General features: G+C 40.7%; 15 protein-coding genes. 8 read left to right on the top strand and 7 right to left on the bottom strand.

Annotated elements, in window-relative coordinates; all coding sequences use genetic code 11:
- Both H5201_RS11225 and H5201_RS11220 read right to left on the bottom strand, forming a co-directional pair.
- Positions 1 to 677, bottom strand: a 677-nt coding sequence (locus H5201_RS11225; protein ID WP_182784624.1) for an ABC transporter permease, incomplete at its 3' end; no start/stop codon positions are given.
- Entirely contained in the window at positions 674 to 1,363 is a 690-nt protein-coding gene (locus H5201_RS11220; protein WP_149983162.1) for an ABC transporter ATP-binding protein, read from the bottom strand. The genes H5201_RS11220 and H5201_RS11225, both read right to left, overlap by 4 nt.
- A gap of 184 nt (positions 1,364 to 1,547) precedes the next feature.
- Here H5201_RS11220 and H5201_RS11215 point away from each other — a divergent pair, with 184 nt between their 5' ends.
- The 5 genes from H5201_RS11215 to H5201_RS11195 all read left to right on the top strand — a co-directional run bounded on the left by H5201_RS11215 (position 1,548) and on the right by H5201_RS11195 (position 7,021).
- Complete coding sequence (locus tag H5201_RS11215; protein WP_182718340.1) at positions 1,548 to 2,654, top strand: phosphoribosylaminoimidazolesuccinocarboxamide synthase; 1,107 nt, start codon at positions 1,548 to 1,550, stop codon at positions 2,652 to 2,654.
- 163 nt (positions 2,655 to 2,817) lie between these two features.
- Positions 2,818 to 3,477: a methylamine utilization protein gene (locus H5201_RS11210; RefSeq protein WP_182718339.1), complete on the top strand. Its 660-nt coding sequence runs from the start codon at positions 2,818 to 2,820 to the stop codon at positions 3,475 to 3,477.
- A complete protein-coding gene (locus tag H5201_RS11205) occupies positions 3,470 to 5,782 on the top strand; it encodes an EAL domain-containing protein (RefSeq protein WP_182767281.1) in 2,313 nt (770 codons plus the stop codon). Before H5201_RS11210 ends, H5201_RS11205 begins: the two co-directional genes overlap by 8 nt.
- Positions 5,769 to 6,602 (top strand): DUF3034 family protein, encoded by an 834-nt coding sequence (locus tag H5201_RS11200; protein WP_182784622.1) that lies wholly within the window; start codon positions 5,769 to 5,771, stop codon positions 6,600 to 6,602. Before H5201_RS11205 ends, H5201_RS11200 begins: the two co-directional genes overlap by 14 nt.
- Positions 6,602 to 7,021, top strand: coding sequence for a group 1 truncated hemoglobin (locus tag H5201_RS11195; protein WP_182718336.1), 420 nt, complete (start codon positions 6,602 to 6,604; stop codon positions 7,019 to 7,021). Before H5201_RS11200 ends, H5201_RS11195 begins: the two co-directional genes overlap by 1 nt.
- On the opposite strand, the gene H5201_RS11190 is transcribed toward H5201_RS11195, so the two are convergent.
- Positions 7,018 to 8,028: a glycosyltransferase family 9 protein gene (locus H5201_RS11190; protein ID WP_182718335.1), complete on the bottom strand. Its 1,011-nt coding sequence runs from the start codon at positions 8,026 to 8,028 to the stop codon at positions 7,018 to 7,020. The two genes, H5201_RS11195 and H5201_RS11190, sit on opposite strands and share 4 nt — an antisense overlap.
- 257 nt (positions 8,029 to 8,285) lie before the next feature.
- Between H5201_RS11190 and H5201_RS11185 the strand changes: the two genes are divergently transcribed.
- A complete protein-coding gene (locus tag H5201_RS11185) occupies positions 8,286 to 9,140 on the top strand; it encodes a sulfurtransferase (RefSeq protein ID WP_182718334.1) in 855 nt (284 codons plus the stop codon).
- Here H5201_RS11185 and H5201_RS11180 read toward each other — a convergent pair.
- The 3 genes from H5201_RS11180 to H5201_RS11170 all read right to left on the bottom strand — a co-directional run bounded on the left by H5201_RS11180 (position 9,109) and on the right by H5201_RS11170 (position 13,629).
- Positions 9,109 to 10,653: a tetratricopeptide repeat-containing sulfotransferase family protein gene (locus H5201_RS11180; protein ID WP_259399684.1), complete on the bottom strand. Its 1,545-nt coding sequence runs from the start codon at positions 10,651 to 10,653 to the stop codon at positions 9,109 to 9,111. The genes H5201_RS11185 and H5201_RS11180 overlap by 32 nt on opposite strands.
- Before the next feature lie 64 nt (positions 10,654 to 10,717).
- Positions 10,718 to 13,102, bottom strand: a complete 2,385-nt coding sequence (locus tag H5201_RS11175; protein ID WP_182784618.1) for a TonB-dependent receptor — start codon at positions 13,100 to 13,102, stop codon at positions 10,718 to 10,720.
- Between the two features lie 170 nt (positions 13,103 to 13,272).
- Positions 13,273 to 13,629 carry a DUF5522 domain-containing protein gene (locus H5201_RS11170; protein WP_182739840.1) on the bottom strand — a complete coding sequence of 119 codons (357 nt, stop codon included), beginning with the start codon at positions 13,627 to 13,629 and terminating at the stop codon, positions 13,273 to 13,275.
- A gap of 57 nt (positions 13,630 to 13,686) precedes the next feature.
- Here H5201_RS11170 and H5201_RS11165 point away from each other — a divergent pair, with 57 nt between their 5' ends.
- Positions 13,687 to 14,013: a hypothetical protein gene (locus H5201_RS11165; RefSeq protein ID WP_182784616.1), complete on the top strand. Its 327-nt coding sequence runs from the start codon at positions 13,687 to 13,689 to the stop codon at positions 14,011 to 14,013.
- A gap of 153 nt (positions 14,014 to 14,166) precedes the next feature.
- On the opposite strand, the gene H5201_RS11160 is transcribed toward H5201_RS11165, so the two are convergent.
- Positions 14,167 to 15,135, bottom strand: coding sequence for a class 1 fructose-bisphosphatase (locus H5201_RS11160; protein WP_145234740.1), 969 nt, complete (start codon positions 15,133 to 15,135; stop codon positions 14,167 to 14,169).
- A 161-nt stretch (positions 15,136 to 15,296) separates the two neighbouring features.
- On the opposite strand from H5201_RS11160, the gene H5201_RS11155 reads away from it, so the two are divergent.
- Entirely contained in the window at positions 15,297 to 17,726 is a 2,430-nt protein-coding gene (locus H5201_RS11155; RefSeq protein WP_182784614.1) for a zinc-dependent metalloprotease, read from the top strand.
- The last annotated feature ends 1 nt before the right edge of the window (position 17,727 follow it).

Below are 17,727 nucleotides of genomic sequence, written 5' to 3'. Positions count from 1 at the left end.
TCATGTTCATGTTCATGTTCATGTTCATGGCTGGTATGGTTACCGCTGTGGATCAGTTCAATAGCCGCTAATGGAATATGTAGGGTTTTATCAACTGGCGTGCCTGTCGCATCTAAAATGCCCACCACAGTGAAGGGATTATCATCATGATGATGAAAGCTGGTATTACCCATACCGTGTGAAATAACGATACTATCACCCAGCGAATAGCCTAGCTTTGCTGCTACCTGCGCGCCCAGTACAACTTCATTTAAATGGGCGAAGGCGCGGCCTTGGCTAAAACTAAGCTGCTGCTTTTTAGCAAATTTATAATGTTGAAAATAATCAGCAGAAGTGCCCAGTACCGCTTGGCCTTTATGGCTGTCCCCTAGTGATAGCGGAATGGTCCAGTTGACGCCGCGTTGCTGTTTTATATATTGGTAGCTTTGCCAGCCAACGCCATTATTAGCATGACCAATGCGAAAAACCGAAGACAATAACAGCTGTATATCTCCGGTACGAGCGCCAACAATTAGATCAGTACCAGAAATGGTATTACTAAAACTACTTTTGGCATCAACCCGCACTCGCTCAATACTCAGCAATAACATGACACTAACAGCAATAGTAAACAGAGTTAAGAATGCACTGGCGCGGCGATTATATAAGCTACTAATAGCAAGTTTTAAGAGGATCATTTACCTTGCTCCTGTAGCGACAGTAAATCAATGTTGCGATTAAAAAGCGGTTGTAAGCTTGTATCATGGCTGACAAAAAGTAAGGTGCTATTCGCTTCGTTTGCTTGTGTAAAAAGTAAGTTGATAAAGGACTGGCGATTGTTTGCATCAAGAGCAGACGTTGGCTCATCGGCAATTATCAATTCTGGGCTGCCAATAAAGGCGCGCGCCGCCGCGACTCGCTGTTGCTGGCCAATACTCAAACTAGCGACATTTTGTTGATGTAATTGCTCGTCTAAGCCCAGTGCATTTAATAGCCTTGAGGCCTCTTGATTAAGGGTTGGACTATTGATTAATGCTTTTTTTTGCCGTGGTTTTGAAAATTGGCAACCTAATGTGACATTATCAATCGGTGATAGGTAAGGAAGTAAATTAAAATTTTGAAAGATATACCCAATATGCTCAGCGCGAAACTTATCGCATTTACTTTTACTTAATTGACCCAGTTCACAGCCTAAAATACTCAGTTGGCCTGATGTAGGGCGGTTAATGCCTGCAAGTAACGATAATAAAGTGGATTTACCACAGCCGCTAGGGCCATGTAAAAACACATGTTCGCCTTTAGCAATGCTAAGTGTTGCAATTGCTAAAGTGGGTTTGACTTGTTGTTTTTGCCATTTAAAACTTAGCTGCTGTATATTAATCATCACGTAAATTACTACTGGATTTTGATGTTATCTTATAACGTGTATAATAAAATACCAACTAAACTGCGTTAAATCACATAGTGCTTTAATTGTGATTTCCCCCGGTCTCGATTATTATTAGCGGCTTATAACCCCATACCCATACAATCGCCCTTACAGGGCGTGCCATATACTCGGAGATAGCATGACTAGCTATAAAGTTTTAGACGTAAACGATGACTTACCAATACGCACTAAGGGCCCCGTTCACAGTGGCAAAGTACGTTCAGTTTATTGGTTAACAGACGAAGACAGCGCACGTTTGATCAGCGAAAAAGGCTATCAAGTACCTAAAGGTACTGAGCTGGCTATTATGGTAATTTCCGATCGTATCTCTGCCTTTGATTGTATTTGGCAAGGTGAAAATGGCCTAAATGGTGTACCAGGCAAAGGTATTGCGTTAAATACTGTTGCATCGCATTGGTTTAAGCTATTTGATCAAGCAGGTCTGGCGGGCAATCATATTGTTGATATTCCACATCCGTATGTATGGATTGTTCGTAAAGCCAGTACTGTGAAAGTAGAGGCAATTGCTCGTCAGTATATAACTGGCAGCATGTGGCGTGATTACAGCAAAGGTGTTCGTAATTTTTGTGGTTTAGAATTACCTGAAGGCTTAACCGCTAATCAGCAGTTAGATGATGTGTTAATTACGCCATCAACGAAAGGTATTATTACTGGCGTTGCAGATATTCCTGCTGTGGATGATGTAAATATTACTCGTGACAATATCACTAATAACTTAACTGTGTTTAACTTTAAGTCTGAAGATGATGTTACGCAATACGAAAAACTTCTTGTTGAAGGTTTTACCTTAATTAGCGCTGAGCTGGCTAAATTGGATCAAATCTTCGTCGATACAAAGTTTGAGTTTGGGTATGTAGAAGATATTGATGGTACAGATAAACTTATCTACATCGATGAAGTCGGTACGCCTGATTCATCGCGCATTTGGGATGGTGCTGCGTATCGTGATGGAAAAATTGTTGAGAACTCTAAAGAGGGGTTCCGCCAATTATTAATTAGTAATGTACCTGATAGCGATGTGTTACTGAATAAAGACCGTATGCCTGAGCGAGAGCAACTTGCTAAAGATTACATACTGCCTGAATCAGTTATGTTATCTGTGTCAGAAACATATGTTGGCATTGCCAGTAAAATAGTTGGCTACGATATCGCTATTCCAACAGATCCTCGCGCAGAGGTTATAACTATTTTGGATCAACAATATGGCTTGATTTCCAAGCTTTAGTCACTAGTTATTTGCTTGCTGTTGTTTAAAAGCCTTAAGTTTTCCTATTATTTAGTGTAACTGGGCTTTTATTCTTGCATTTGGAGTCAGTCTCTAATTAACTTAACCTAAGATTAATTAGAGATACTCATATGTTAGTGTTCGCACAACAGGGGATGACCAAATGAGATTGCAAGTAATGGTAACAAAAAGCGTTATAACTCTTTTCGCAATGGCGCTTGCAAGTAAAGGTTATGCACAAGATGTTACGCTCAATATCGTTGATCAATATGGGCAGCCTCTCACCAATGCAGTTGTAGAAATTGCTAGCAAAAGCAATAAAAAATTATCGCAGCAGTTACCTGTACTGATAATGGATCAAGTAGATAAGCAGTTTTCACCAACACTTTTGATTGCTCATCAAGGGCAGCAAGTGAACTTTCCTAATAGCGATAATATTCGCCACCACGTGTATTCTTTCTCTGAAGCTAAACCATTTCAGTTAAAGTTATATTCAGGGCAACCAGAAAATCCGATTACATTTGAAAATCAAGGGGTTGTGGTGCTTGGCTGTAATATCCATGACTCTATGCTAGGGTATATTTATGTTGCAAAAAGCGCTGATGTTTATCAAAGTGATGAGCGTGGAAATGTGCAACTAAGTGGCCTAACTTTGCCAGTACAGCTAACTCTTTGGCATTCTTTACAAAAGAACACACTTGAAGAAAAGCAGTCGCTAACGTTAGCTGTAAATTCGCCTCATAGTTTACAAGTAACACTGCAAACAACTGAGCCTAAGCCACGTAATACTTTTGGTAGTAAGTTTAAGGGTGGGAATGACTAATAGTTTAAAAAATCGCATAACTATTTTATGTGTAGGCTTAGTGTTATTAACTACAGTTATGAGCTTATTTAGTTTCTGGTGGTCGACTAGTCAATTTAATGAAAAAAAGGTCACCCAAGATATTAATGTGGCTGAAAATGTCTATAAGCAGTACTTAGCGTCGAAAGAAAGTTTATTGCTCACAGCTGCAAAAGTATTGACTGCTGATTTTGGTTTTAAACAAGCGGTTGCCACTAAGGATGCAAATACGATTAGTAGCGTATTGTATAATCATAGTCAGCGAATTAATGCTGATTTAATGTTGTTATTGGACTTATCAGGTAAGTTGGTATCAACTAATCGACAACAAGACTTTGATAATAATTTACAAGCGTTAATGAGTGAGTTGCTCAACAATACCGAGCAATCTAGCTTTGTTGTGCTAAATAATGAGCTATATCAGGTTATTTTATTACCTATTAAAGCCCCACGTACTATCGCGCACAGTTTAGTCGGCTTTAAAATTGATGATGAGGTTGCGGTTGAGCTAAAAAACTTAACCGGTATGGATGTAAGCTTTATTGCTAACAGCGATAATTTGGTTAAAAGCTCTTTGTTAGAGCGCCCGACGCCGTTTATTCCGACTGAATATTTTCATAAAACAACCACGCAACGAATTTTTGGTGAACAACTGGTATATCGCAATCGCGATGTACATTTGCCTTCACTTGACGATCATCCCGTTAATGTATTGCTTAGTGCTGATCTAACGCAGAGTTACAGTGAATTTGAGCGATTGTTTTACACGCTAGTCATTCTTGCGTCTTTAACGATTTTTATCGGTGTTATTACCAGTAGTTTATTGGCCAAAAACTTAACCATGCCATTATCACAATTAGTGACTTTAGCGCGGCAGTTTGCCCGAGGAAACTACAGTGTTGACGCGATGAGCAAAAAGCAAAGCAATGAAATAGCTACATTAATAGATGCTTTTAAAAACATGGGTAATGATATTAAAGAGCGTGAACAACAAATTAGCTTTGCTGCAAAGCATGATTCTTTAACTGGTTTTTATAATCGTTCTGCAATGCTGGAAGTGTTGAGCGAAAATCTTCAACAAGACCAAGAATATACCTTAGTGGCAATTGATATTCGTGGCCTTAGGCATATTAACGATAAGCTAGGAGCTCGTATTGGCGATGACTGCTTAAAAGCTGTAGCTTTACGTATTGCTGAGTTTTCAGATGAGTTTGGTGGTTTACATGCACGTATTGGTGGTGATGAATTTTTAACCGCGTTTCCTAGTAGTGCAGGGCGTAATCTTAAAAGTGGCATAGTCGGGTTAATGGCGCAGTTACAAGCGGGTTATACTATTCAAAAGCTTAAAATCAATTTACGTTTTAGTGCTGGTGTGGTGGAGTATCCTTCGCAAGGGTTACAAGCGGATGATTTAATGCGTCGGGTATTGATTGCTGTGGATAGTGCCGCAAGTGCTCATGAAAATATTCATTACTACCTGCCCGGAGAAGATGAAGCACATCTTGAAAGGCTCATCATGATCGATGAGCTCAAGCAAGCGATTCATGATGATGATGGTCAACTGTTTATGACCTATCAGCCTAAATTACATATCGCTACACAACAAATCAATAAAGTGGAATCGCTCATTCGTTGGCAACGCAAGGATGGTAGTTGGGTATCGCCGGAGCTATTTATTGATCTAGCTGAGCAATCGGGATTGATTGTTGACCTTACCGGTTGGGTGGTAAAAACAGTGATAGCACAGGTCGGACTTTGGCAACAGCAAGGCATTTATATGCAAGCTGCGATTAATGTTTCAGCCCAAGATATCGCTTACCCCGGCTTTCACTCCAATTTAATTCGTACTTTAAAACAGTTTTCAGTTGCACCTGCGCTTATCACGATTGAATTAACAGAGCGCGATATGATTGAAAATGAAGAAAAGGGCATTCACGCGCTGGAGAATCTTAAAGCGATCGGTGTCAAAATATCTCTTGATGATTATGGGGTTGGGCAAACATCGCTAGGGCGCTTGAAAATGTTACCTATTGACGAGCTGAAATTAGATAAATGTTTTATTCTTAAACTTGATGAATCTGAAAAGGATCAGTTTATTGTTGAATCCACAATTACCTTAGGTCATCAGCTTGGCTTCTCTGTCGTAGCCGAAGGGGTTGAAACATTAGGATCGCTAGAGCTGTTACAAAAAATGCAGTGTGATCATGTGCAAGGGTATTATCTAAGTCGTCCACTCAAAGCCGATGCGTTTGAGCAATGGTTGGAGCAGTATAATGAAAAAGCTTAAATTATTATTTTTAGCTGTTATCGCATTATCTGCATTTAATAGCTTTGCCTCAAAAGGCAAGCTGCTAGCAACGCCTGGAGTATCGCAAGTAGAAGGTAGTGGTGGTGGTGGTATCGTGCCTTGGGCGCAGCTTGCGGGTTATGCCAGCGAAGATGAGTTTTCTATTAATGGCTTTTGTAGTCGGGCTGATGTTACCGATTACAGCTTAGATGTATGCGGTGCCCAAGTTAACTTGTTTAATCGCGTTGAGCTTAGCTATGCACAGCAAAACTTTGCTGTGCCGGCGCTAAATACCGAGATAGAACAAGAAATCACCGGTGTTAAGATTAGGCTCTATGGTGATATTGTTTATAGTGACTGGCCTCAACTTTCGCTGGGAGTACAATACAAATCCCTTGATGATGGCGCAGTCGCGAAATTAGTAGGGGCTAATGACACCTCCGGTACTGATATCTACCTTGCTGCAAGCAAGTTACATTTAGGGGCCATTGCAGGTTATAACTGGTTTTGGAATGTTACCACGCGTTATAGTGAAGCAAATCAGCTTGGCTTACTTGGATACGGTGGAGCGAATAGCAATGAAAAACTCTTATTTGAAGCTAGTACTGCCATTTTTCTTAGTCGAGAAGTTGCTGTTGGAATAGAGTATCGTCAAAAATCAAATAATTTCGGATTGGGTGAGCAAGATTGGCAAGATGTATTTGTTGCTTGGATGCCAAATAAATACGTAAGTGTCACTGCCGCATACCTTGATTTAGGTAGTATTGCTGGAGCAAAAGACCAAACCGGTTGGTACTTATCGGTAACAGGATATTGGTAATGGAAAAAATACTAACAACGATAGTGTTAATAGCCAGCTTAGCTGGTTGTTCATCGGCTTCAAATCTAACGTTTTATCAGCAACTTGATGGTAAAGCAGGGCTACAAAGACTGGTTGATAGTTTCATTAATCAAATCGGTAATGACGAACAAATTATTCATTACTTTGAGCATGCAAATATTAGCCATTTCCGCGAAGGCTTTATTAATCATTTGTGTGTATTAACTGATGGGCCCTGTGAGTACACGCGTGATAGTATGGTTGATATTCATACTGGCATGCACATCACGGAGGCTGACTTTAATCATGTGGTTGATTTGTTAATCAATGCCATGAATGAACAAAATATTAGTCATACAGTGCAAAATAAAATACTCGCGAAAATGGCACCACTGAGAGCTGAAATTATTAAGATTTAGTGATCCAGTAACTTTAAAGCAGCTTCACTGACGTGATGTGGCTTTATTTCGTTAATAATATCTTTTTCAAGTAGCTGATCGCCATTTGCAATTAACGTAATGGCATTAGTTACTTTGGGTGCCACAACACTCCATGGCGAAGTTCCTAAGCCCACAACAGCAACAAAAGGAATATTGAATGCAGCTGCAATATGCATGGGACCAGAATCGATTGTCAGTAATAAATCAAGCTCACCGATAGCGTCTATCATAGTAATAATCGAGGTTTTCCCAGCAAGGACGACAGAGTCAATTTTTTGCTGGTTTAGCCGCTCCTGTAATTGTTGGGTATCTTCAAGCTCACCGTTATCACCAAAAATATAAAATGTGCAGTCAATATTTTTAGCTATATCAACCATTGCAACAAATGAAAGCTCATTAGGGTAATGACGCAAGCCTTTATTTTTTCCGCCAAAATAAACCCCGATAGATTTTTTGTTCTGTTTAGGGATTAACAGGCTCGGCTCTTTTACGATTGCTGTTTTTGGTATAGAGCTAAACGGATTACCATGTGGCTCATTCACAAGTCGGCAGTAGCGAAATATATAGTGGTGATTTTCGTCTAATTTCAGTTTGTGTGTTAACAGTGGTGAGCGACCATTTTTTGCATAACCTACTCGGTATTTGATACTTGCTAAAAAGCAAAGTATTGCTTCAGACAATGAGTTGCGCATAATTACTGCAAGCTCAATGTTAGCATTTTTGAGTATTTTTGCTTGTGCCCACATAGAGATGGGTTTGTTATTATCAAAGCGTTCATCCACGATAACACAGTAGTCAGTCTCGCGTTTAAACATCTCAGCTAAGTGAGGTCTAACAAATAAGATAATGCTTTTAGTTGGATAAAGGTCTTTAAGTAGTTGTAAAGCCGGTGTGCAATTGACTGCATCACCAATAAATTTTGGTAGTACTACTAAAATATTGCCTGCTATTTGGCTGCTTACTATTTGTTGATTATTTTTTTTCATCTAAGTTTAGCCTTTAGAACTGTCAATATTAAGATATTTTAAAATCATCTTTGTATCACATTGTTTGCAATATAATGCCTAGTATAAATGTATATAATTGTAGAAAAAATATTTTTTAGTTTATTCTTGATAATTTAAGTAATTTACAGTGTATATAGAAGCTGGCAAAATTATTGTGCAAAATGTACCGTAACTATTTTAATAATAGGCTCTGGTAGAGAAGGCTTAGTAATATGTAACAGAAGTAAAGGAACACAATGAAAAACATAGTAACTTGCCAATGGCTAAACGAGCACTTAAACGACCCAAAGCTGGTTATCTTTGATGCTGGCATGGTGCGCCCAGGTAAGCTGGGTGAGTATAAACCGCAGGCTAAGTTGCCAAATGCACAGCGTTTTGACTTTAAAAAGCAATTAGCCGATCAAGACAATCCGCTACCGCATACCATGTGCAGTGCGGAGCAATTTACTCAGCAGATGCAGTTAATGGGGGTTGATAAAGATTCCTTAGTTATCATCTACGAAGACCAAGGCTTATTTAGTGCTGCAAGAGGTTGGTGGATGTTTAAAGCCATGGGCTTTGATAATGTCAAAGTACTCAGTGGTGGCCTTGCTAAGTGGCAGTCGTTGGGTTATTTAACGCAAATTGAATATAGTCGCCATTATCATAAAGGTAACTTTGTTGCCAAACCGCGAGTTGGTTACTTTATTGATGCGGCTGCAGTCTTTCAGGGCATAGATGATGAACATACCGTACTACTTGATGCACGAGGTTATCAGCGTTATTTAGGTGAAATGGCAGAGCCGAGAGCTGGGATGCGCAGCGGCCATATTCCTAATAGCCGCGCTTTACCTTTTGTTGAATTATTGGATGATGGCGAAGCAAAACCATTCGTTGACATTAAAGCTGCTTTCGAGGCTGTACTTGGCGATCAAGCAGATCTGCAAACTACCTTGCAATTTAGTTGTGGCTCCGGCGTTACTGCATGTATCTTGGCGTTATTTGCCGATGAGTGTGGATATGAAAATCTGCATGTTTATGACGGCTCATGGAGTGAGTGGGGCGGCCGAGACGAACTACCTATCGAAACGGGTCCCTGTCCTTCGCGTTAAACGCAAATCCGTAGTGCTGCCAGTAATCAATGGCTTTTTTATTGAGAGGCTGGCGTACTTGTACTTTGCTTGCTGTTGCCGACGGGCTATGTTGTTTATGAAAATCCAGACACTTAACTTGCCAAGGTAAATCACAAAAATCATAGAGCTGTTGCGTGCTTGTGATTGGCTCTGATACTAATGTTTCGTATTGCATAATCATCACATTATCTGGGTGTTTTGCTGCAAAATGATTTATCAAAGAGCTGTAATCTTGATAAAAACTATCGATGTCTTGCAGGTTATAGCTATAGTGATGAAACGCACTGGCTGGGCTGTACAGTTGGCGGTAATTAGCTATACAGCTAGCTTTTCGGCCTCGTTGCATGCAAATGATTTTAGCCTTCGGGAAAGCCGCTAAAATTAAATCGATATAGTAAAAATTAAATGGCTGTTTGTCGCAGCTGCGTAGCTGTGGTGCTACTAGTTGACTAATACGCTGTTTATACTGACTCAACTGCGCCATTAACGCAGCATTTTTATATGCATCATTGAGCACCACGCTATTTAATGCCTGAGCATTATTACCTTGGCAAAGCTGGGCAATATCATTGAGTTCACCAACACCTTGCACCAAATCTGATTGATTCATTATTTTTTCTAGCAAAGTAGTCCCTGAGCGCGGCATACCAACAATAAATATCGGGGTAAAATCGCTGTCGCTTAAGGGCGGCGTATACTCGTGACTTAAGGTTATTAGTTGCTGGCAAAATGCTTTGTGAGCTTGCGCATCATATTTTACATGCTGACAGATCGCTTGCTTACTTGTAGTAATGTGGGCAAAGGCTTGCTTATAATCAGCGCAGTGCTCGTGATTGAGTGCAATCGCATGGTGCAGAAATTGTTGCTGCATCGGCGTTTTAGCGTATTCGGTTAAAGTTAACAGCTGTTGTAAATGCTGCTTAGCCTGCTTGTTATTGTTAAGTTCAGCGAGCGAGTAGTGAGCTTGAAAATGCTGCGGATGTAACTCTGTAAGTGTACGCAGTAGCTGTATAGCATCATTCAATTGCCCCATGATTTTATAGGCCACAGCTAAGTTATAACTTATTTGCGGATTGTTAGGGGCTTGTTGATAGGCCCGTAATTGCCACTCGAGCGCCAGTGGATAATGGCCTAAACGAGTCAGTACATTAGCAATTAAATCGCATTCAATAACTTCATAATATGGATGTTTTATTGCTTCAGTTATATATTGCTGCGCATCTAACAGCTGCCCGCGCAGTACGGCAAATTTGGCTGAGTGAGCAAAATATAAAGGTAGGGGCGTAATACTAATCGCTTTGTTTAAGAGTTTATTTGCTTTGCTTATATCATTTGCTGCAACATTTACTTGCGCCAGCAAAAAATAGCTAAAGTGATCATCTGGTGTGTTTTTAATATTACTGATCAGTAATAAATGCGCGTCATTAAGCTTGCTATGATTAATAGCGTGCTCAATTTGTTGTTGTAGGTTTTTTTGTATCGATGTCAGCATGGCAATAAGCATAAAAGCCTTGGCGTAAAACACCAAGGCTTTTTTAATTTATAGATAACCGTTATTACAGTTCAAAGTTATACGTAAACTTCATGCCGATAGTACGCGGTGTTGTAGTGTAGTGACCATACACACGTTGTAGTTCAGGAAGTTCTTTCGAATCAATCCAAGACTTATCTCGACGTACAGAGGTGAACGCGTACTTATCGAATAAGTTATCAACATAGAGAGTGGCCGACCACATATCACCGGTTAGCTTGGCAGATAAGTTACTCAAGGCATAGCCTGCAAGCGTTTCACCATCAGCTTTTAAGCCAATTTTAGTGATCGTATCGCTCTGTGCTGTTATACCGTAATTTACGCTTAAAAGTTTATTATCTAATACATCTTGTTCGTAACGCAGACCAAACGAGAATTGATGCTCAGGCGCACCTGGCAAGCGGTCGCCATCTTCACCGCCTTGTACTCCTGCACCAAATACATCAGGAGAATCTTCAGTTAATTGCGCTTTGGCATAAGCGTATGTGGCATAAGCAGTCCAGTTATTCGCGATGATTGCACGGCTTGAAACTTCAACCCCTTTAGAGTTAGCAGTAGCTGCATTTGAGGTAATCAACTCCTGACCATTTACGGTTGTGCTACCGATTTGCGCGTCTTTCCAATCAACATTAAATAATGCCGCGTTAAAGTGTAGGCGGTTTTTAAACCAGCTCGATTTAAAACCAAGTTCATAATTTACAGTGGTATCAGGTTCATAACCAATTTCATTTGGTAGAGCACAGACAATTTGTTGTTCAGGTAACACATCAGGGCAAGGAGCTAGGCCGTTGCCACCACCAATCCTAAAGCCTTCACTAACGGTAAAATAGGCTAGTACACCAGTTTCAAAAGTGTAATTAGCGTTAAATTTAAATAAGTTACCGTTATCACTGGCGCTCGTATTCACCATTGCAAGTTGATCTAATGATGAAAAATCACCTGAATACAACGGTGTGGCTGAGCCTGAAGTAGTGGATACATCATATTCGTAAAAACGCGCACCAAGGGTTACATTGAATTGATCGGTAAACGCATAACCTACTTCACCAAATAGTGCTTTTTCAGTGGTTTCAGAGTCACTGACTAAAATATACTCGAGATCTTGTTGTAGATTAGGAATATCATCGCCCCAAAACTCAGTTAATCCGGGTGTGTATTCGCGATCGTCTGAGTGAGTTTCAAGCTTGTTGTAGTAACCACCGACAATCCAGTTAAAAGCACTATCAGAGCTAGACACTAAACGAATTTCTTGAGTGAAACTATCACGTTTTGATGTATCCAAGGTTTGCGCAACAAACGCTGGAAATTCTGCATAACCAGTCCATATGTCGTAAAGCAAATCAGTTTGATCACGTTGTCCAGATTGCTCATAGCTTGACCAACCAGAGGCAGATACAAGTTCAGCAAAACCTAAATCCGCTTTAATTTCCAAGCTTAATAAGTCGTTTTCTTCTTCACCAGGCTCAAGTATCCGCGCGGCATTTTCATACTGGCCAACCATCCCTTGTAGGCCACTGCTGTCACTTAATGAATTATATTGCGATGTAGAATTACCGCCATTTTCTTGTTTTTGATAAAAATAGTTTAGCGTTGCTTCTACTGCTTCGCTGGCTTGCCAACGAAGTGATACACGACCTGTGGTAATTTGCTCATCATTTACATCACTGACACTGCGCAAGTTAGCACTGACATCTTGTGGGTTGGTAAAATCAGGGTTTGGGTTTGATACGCCTGGGTTTTGTACTACGAAGTTATAATCGATATAACCTGGGTTGGTGTAGTAATTGACGCTAGCGCGAATAGCCAATACATCGTCAATTAACGGCGTATTAAATACTAAACCCAACTCACCGCCAGTGCCGTCACTTTCGTTTAAGCTAAACACATCACCAGTGACTTGGCCTTCGGTAATATCGAGCTGAGGTTGTTTTAATAAGTAACGAATTGCACCACCTAATGTTCCCGCTCCGTATAATGTACCTTGTGGACCGATAAGCACTTCAACACGGTCTACGTCTGTTAAACGTAAATCAATATTAAGTGGAATCTCACCCACGTAAGTGGCAACTGTACCACCATCAGAAATACGATCTGAAGTATTGGTATTTAAGCCACGGACAATAATTGGTGAACCTTCACGGCCACCTTGATCAGAAATAGTTAAACCTGGCACCCAGCGTGCCACATCTTCAAGATCACCAATGTTTTGATCTTTGATCACATCACCATCAAGGGCGGTAATATTAAGTGGTGCCTCTTGCACTGAGCCCGCACGACGAGTCGCGGTAATTTGAATTGTTTCTATTGCTTTTTCTGCTTGGGTTGTTGACTGCGCAGCAGCAAGATGGTGGCTATTAAATAAAATAGCAGAAACAGCTGATGCAAGAAGTGCTGGCCTAAAGGTGTTCATGTTCATTTTCCGAATAAGTTACAGTGATTTTATGCTTAAAAATCAAGCCAAGTTGATTATTTAAACAAAATACATTGGATATTTAGTGAATTTATATCCAATTATAGTGTATTTTTATTCTTTTCGTCATGCTTTATTTGTATGTTTATGCTGTTATTTTGAATAAATATCTAAGTTTTTTTGTAAGGACAGTTTTTACAGTTGTTTTTACAGCACTTTCCGCGCTTTAAGAAAAACCAACGACTGAATACCATATAACTATTTTGCATTTCATAATCGAGGTGTTCGATTAAATTATCGTTACTGTGAAAAGGCTTTGCGAAAGTAAGTTGTTCTTTGAGAGGGCGTTTATAGAGAGTATTTAGAAATTGGTTCATTTTCGCCAAGATACAATCTCTGCATAAACAGCTGGTGGTTGTGCTATCAAGCGGTAAAATAGCAGGCAGCTCATTGCACCAACAGGCATTGATATCATCAACATTGCAGTTAAGAGTAGCTTGGCATTGCGAGCAGGCTAAAATAGTCATTAGATATATTTTAATCTTCAATGAAATAGTCAGTTACAGGATAACAGATAATTAAAAATGAACAGAGCACAAGCGTTAGCAGAATTTGTCACTTTTGGTAAATACAAAGACGAGGCCATAAGTATCATTGTTGCATCAACAATAGATAACCAAGGCCCAATTTACATATTGACGCTCGCAACTGTTTTGGATGTGCTCACTCGCTGCCAAGCAGATGAGATTGATTTAGACGACCTGGAGTTGTGGGCGAATGTTATAGAATCTAGAACCGACATCGACTATAGCGCCGTCGAAGGGATTATTTATGCCCTCAGCAACAGCGAACAAATGGGCGAGCTTGATAAGAGTAAAGTGGCGAAGTTGGTTGAATTATTAGCAAGTTAGTAGGGGCTTGGTTCTAGGGATATTGCGGCTAACTTCGCCTTGATATGGCTGTAAATAAAAAACGCGGCATAAAGCCGCGCCTACGATGTGATTGTTACCTGAGGAAATCACTTTCCTAGAGCCTTTTACCTAGCTCCTCTATCCTAAAGTCTATTACTTATGATATCCCAAGCAGGTTTCTACTTCGTTTTTCGAACCTAAAATCACCGCTACGCGTTGGTGGATAGCGTCGGGTTGAATATCCATAATACGTTCTGTGCCAGTTGAGGCGATGCCGCCGGCTTGCTCGATCAGCATAGCCATTGGGTTTGCTTCGTAAAGTAGGCGTAGCTTATTTGGTTTGTTTGGATCTTTAGTGTCGGTTGGGTAGGTAAAAATACCACCGCGACATAACACGCGATGAACATCACCGACCATGGCGGCAATCCAGCGCATGTTAAAGTTACGCGCTCGTGGGCCTGTTTCGCCAGCCATTAAGTCATTTATGTAGTTTTGCATCGCAGGCTGCCAATGGCGTTGATTTGACGCATTGATGGCGTATTCGTTGGTCTCTTCTGGTACTTGGGCAAAATCTTGAGTTAATAAGAAGCTGCCGTGTGTTTTATCTAGCGTGAAGAAACGTGTACCTTTGCCAGTCGTTAATGCAAGCACTGTAGATGGGCCATATAATACATATCCCGCAGCGACTTGGCTTTTACCCGGCTGCATAAAGATACTTTGATCTGCAGGATCTGAGCCTTCAGGCGCTTTCATTACTGAGAAAATAGTACCAACCAATGAATTGATATCGGTATTTGATGAGCCATCAAGTGGGTCAAACGCAACGATATATTCTGCATTCGGGTTGCCAGCTACTGTGTAGTCTTCTTCTTCTGAGGCTATCGCTTTTACGTAGCCTGACTCCAGTAAAATATCTTTAAGTAGTTGGTTGGTCAGAACATCGAGTTTCTTTTGTGTTTCGCCTTGAATGTTTTCATCAAGCGTTGAACCTAGTACACCGGACAGGGCACCTTGGCCGACGCGGAACGAAATTTCTTTACAGGCCGCTAAAATCGTTCTGATCAATGAGATTAACTCTCTAGGGCAACCGTCTTCAAGTAATACCGGAGGTAGTCTACGCATTCTATTTTCCTGATAACGTTATGGGCCATGATAATCATAGGGTGAGAGGGATCATCACAGCAAGCGCTGAATTTCGTCTTAAATAACTGTATTTTAGGTGCAACATCCTATACTGGACACACCTTAACCGTATTTAAAACGCGAATAACAAAGATAAGATTATGCAAAAAATACCATTGATACGTTACATACTCTTTACTGTGTTGCTAACTATGATAACCCAAGCGCACGCAGCAATTAAGTCTATTAATGATTTTACTGAACAAATGAATCATTTTCCGGGCTACTTCTCTTTTTATTACGACACTCAAAACGGTAAAATTTATTTAAAAGTTGATAAACTCAAGCAGCAATTTTTATTACAGCAAAGCTTGCCTTATGGTGTCGGCTCTAACGATATTGGCCTTGATCGCGGCCAGTTAGGCAATACGCATCTAGTACAGTTTGAGCGCTTTGGCGATAAAGTGATGTTACGGGCTATTAATACCTACTACCGTGCAAATACCAGCAATAAAGCCGAACAAAAAAGTATTCAAGAAGCCTTTGCATCAAGTATTTTAGCGGGTTTTAAAGTGGTTGCACAAAGCCCGCAAGCTGTATTGATTGATTACACGCCCTATTTACTGAGCGATGTACATGGTGTGGGTCGAACGCTTGCTGCACGTAAACAAGGCAATTTTAGCCTTGATGAAAGTCGCAGTGCAGTAAATATGGATCGCTCAAAAGCGTTTATGAAAAATACTGAACTTGAAGCTGTGCTGACATTTAATGGCACTCAACCGGGTGAGTATATTCGTCAGGTCAGTGCTGACCCTTACGCATTAACCGTGCATATGCATCACTCTTTAATACAGTTACCTGATGATAATTACACGCCACGTGCGTTTCATCCGCAATCAGGTTATTGGAGTATTGAACATAAAGATTATGCCGCGCCATTAAGTGAATCAATGTTGGTACGTTATATCCCGCGTCATCGTCTAGCGAAAAAAGACCCAAGCTTACCTATTAGCGAACCCGTTGAGCCGATTATTTATTATTTAGATCCTGGTGTACCAGAGCCGGTAAAAACAGCGTTACTCGACGGCGCAAAATGGTGGGATGATGCGTTTTCTCAAGCGGGTTATAAAAATGCATTTATTGTTAAAGTGTTACCAGATAACGCCGATCCTATGGATGTGCGTTATAACGTGATCCAGTGGGTGCATCGTGCAACGCGCGGTTGGTCTTATGGCAGCTCGGTGATCGATCCGCGTACAGGTGAGATTTTAAAAGGTCACGTTACATTAGGCTCACTGCGTGTGCGCCAAGATATTTTAATTGCTGAAGCACTTGCAGCGCCTTATTTAGAAGGTAATGAAGTGGCAAAAACGTTACAAGCAATGGCACTTGATCGTATTCGCCAGCTCAGTGCTCACGAAATTGGTCACACACTTGGTATTGCACATAATTTTGCAGCCTCGGTGGCCGATCGTGCGTCTGTTATGGACTACCCACATCCATTAGTTGGCTTTAATGATAAAGGTGAGCTTGATGTGAGCCGAGGTTATGCACAAGGTATGGGGCAGTGGGATACGCAAGTTATAAAGTACGGTTACAGTGATTTTCGTAACCTTGATGAAGATGCAGAACTAAGCGCAATTTTAGCGGATAACCAAGCTAAAGGGCTGGAGTTTATTTCTGATAGTGATGCACGAGCGCAAGGTGGCGCGCATCCAACAGCACATTTATGGGATAACGGCAGTTCGCCAAGTGAAGAGCTATTAAGAGTGCTTGATGTAAGACAACAAGCACTCGCTAAATTTGGTATTAACAATATCAAAGAAGGAACCTCACTATCTCAGCTAGAAGAGATGCTGGTGCCGCTGTATTTATTCCATCGTTATCAGGTCGAGTCTGCTGTAAAACTGATTGCAGGTGTTGATTATGATTACGAAGTACGTGGTCAAGGTATGGTAAAAGGTGCACAAGTTGTTGCAAAGGCAACTCAACAGCTCGCTTTAAAGGCCATCTTAGCGACCCTAAATGCTGACAATTTAGTATTACCAGAATCAGTGTTAGCGCTAATTCCACCCAAGGCCTATGGCGAATCTAAAAGTCGAGAAAGCATTGTTGGCCGCACTGGCTTAACCTTAGATGCAATGGCGCTACCCGAAGTGGCTGCACAACATAGTTTAGCGTTATTGCTAAATAGCCAACGATTAAATCGTTTAGCACAGCAACAAGCGCGCAGTAATGCATTTTTTAGCTTAGATGAACTGCTTGCAAAAGTTTATCAGCAGGTGTTTTTGATTCAGAGCAAAAAAGGCATGGCAGGTAAAATCACTCAGCGGGTGCAGTTATTAACAGCAAAGCAGTTTGCTGATTTAGTCGCCAGTGATAAAGTTGCTCCAGAGGTGCAAGCTCAGTTGCGTTATTACTTAGTAAAACTGAGTAAGGCGTATCAGCAAGAGTCTTTACTTAGCAGTGCTGATGTTGGTGAAAGTGCGTTTAAGCAATACTTAGCCGATCAAATTAAACAGTTTCTGGCTACCGGCAATTGGCCTACAAATTTTACTGCATTACCAATTCCACCAGGATCACCAATTTAAA

This window comes from Pseudoalteromonas sp. SG43-6, from assembly GCF_014164365.1.
GTDB lineage: Bacteria > Pseudomonadota > Gammaproteobacteria > Enterobacterales > Alteromonadaceae > Pseudoalteromonas > Pseudoalteromonas rhizosphaerae.
The sequence above is the reverse complement of the archived record's forward strand: the minus strand, read 5'-3'. Positions and strand labels throughout refer to the sequence as shown.

Coding starts and splice junctions, on each gene's coding strand:
- H5201_RS11165 (WP_182784616.1), top strand. CDS start 13,687: ATGAACAGAGCACAAGCGTTAGCAGAATTTGTCACTTTTGGTAAATAC.
- H5201_RS11195 (WP_182718336.1), top strand. CDS start 6,602: ATGGAAAAAATACTAACAACGATAGTGTTAATAGCCAGCTTAGCTGGT.
- H5201_RS11190 (WP_182718335.1), bottom strand. CDS start 8,028: ATGAAAAAAAATAATCAACAAATAGTAAGCAGCCAAATAGCAGGCAAT.
- H5201_RS11215 (WP_182718340.1), top strand. CDS start 1,548: ATGACTAGCTATAAAGTTTTAGACGTAAACGATGACTTACCAATACGC.
- H5201_RS11175 (WP_182784618.1), bottom strand. CDS start 13,102: ATGAACACCTTTAGGCCAGCACTTCTTGCATCAGCTGTTTCTGCTATT.
- H5201_RS11220 (WP_149983162.1), bottom strand. CDS start 1,363: ATGATTAATATACAGCAGCTAAGTTTTAAATGGCAAAAACAACAAGTC.
- H5201_RS11210 (WP_182718339.1), top strand. CDS start 2,818: ATGAGATTGCAAGTAATGGTAACAAAAAGCGTTATAACTCTTTTCGCA.
- H5201_RS11200 (WP_182784622.1), top strand. CDS start 5,769: ATGAAAAAGCTTAAATTATTATTTTTAGCTGTTATCGCATTATCTGCA.
- H5201_RS11185 (WP_182718334.1), top strand. CDS start 8,286: ATGAAAAACATAGTAACTTGCCAATGGCTAAACGAGCACTTAAACGAC.
- H5201_RS11170 (WP_182739840.1), bottom strand. CDS start 13,629: ATGACTATTTTAGCCTGCTCGCAATGCCAAGCTACTCTTAACTGCAAT.
- H5201_RS11155 (WP_182784614.1), top strand. CDS start 15,297: ATGCAAAAAATACCATTGATACGTTACATACTCTTTACTGTGTTGCTA.
- H5201_RS11160 (WP_145234740.1), bottom strand. CDS start 15,135: ATGCGTAGACTACCTCCGGTATTACTTGAAGACGGTTGCCCTAGAGAG.
- H5201_RS11205 (WP_182767281.1), top strand. CDS start 3,470: ATGACTAATAGTTTAAAAAATCGCATAACTATTTTATGTGTAGGCTTA.
- H5201_RS11180 (WP_259399684.1), bottom strand. CDS start 10,653: ATGCTGACATCGATACAAAAAAACCTACAACAACAAATTGAGCACGCT.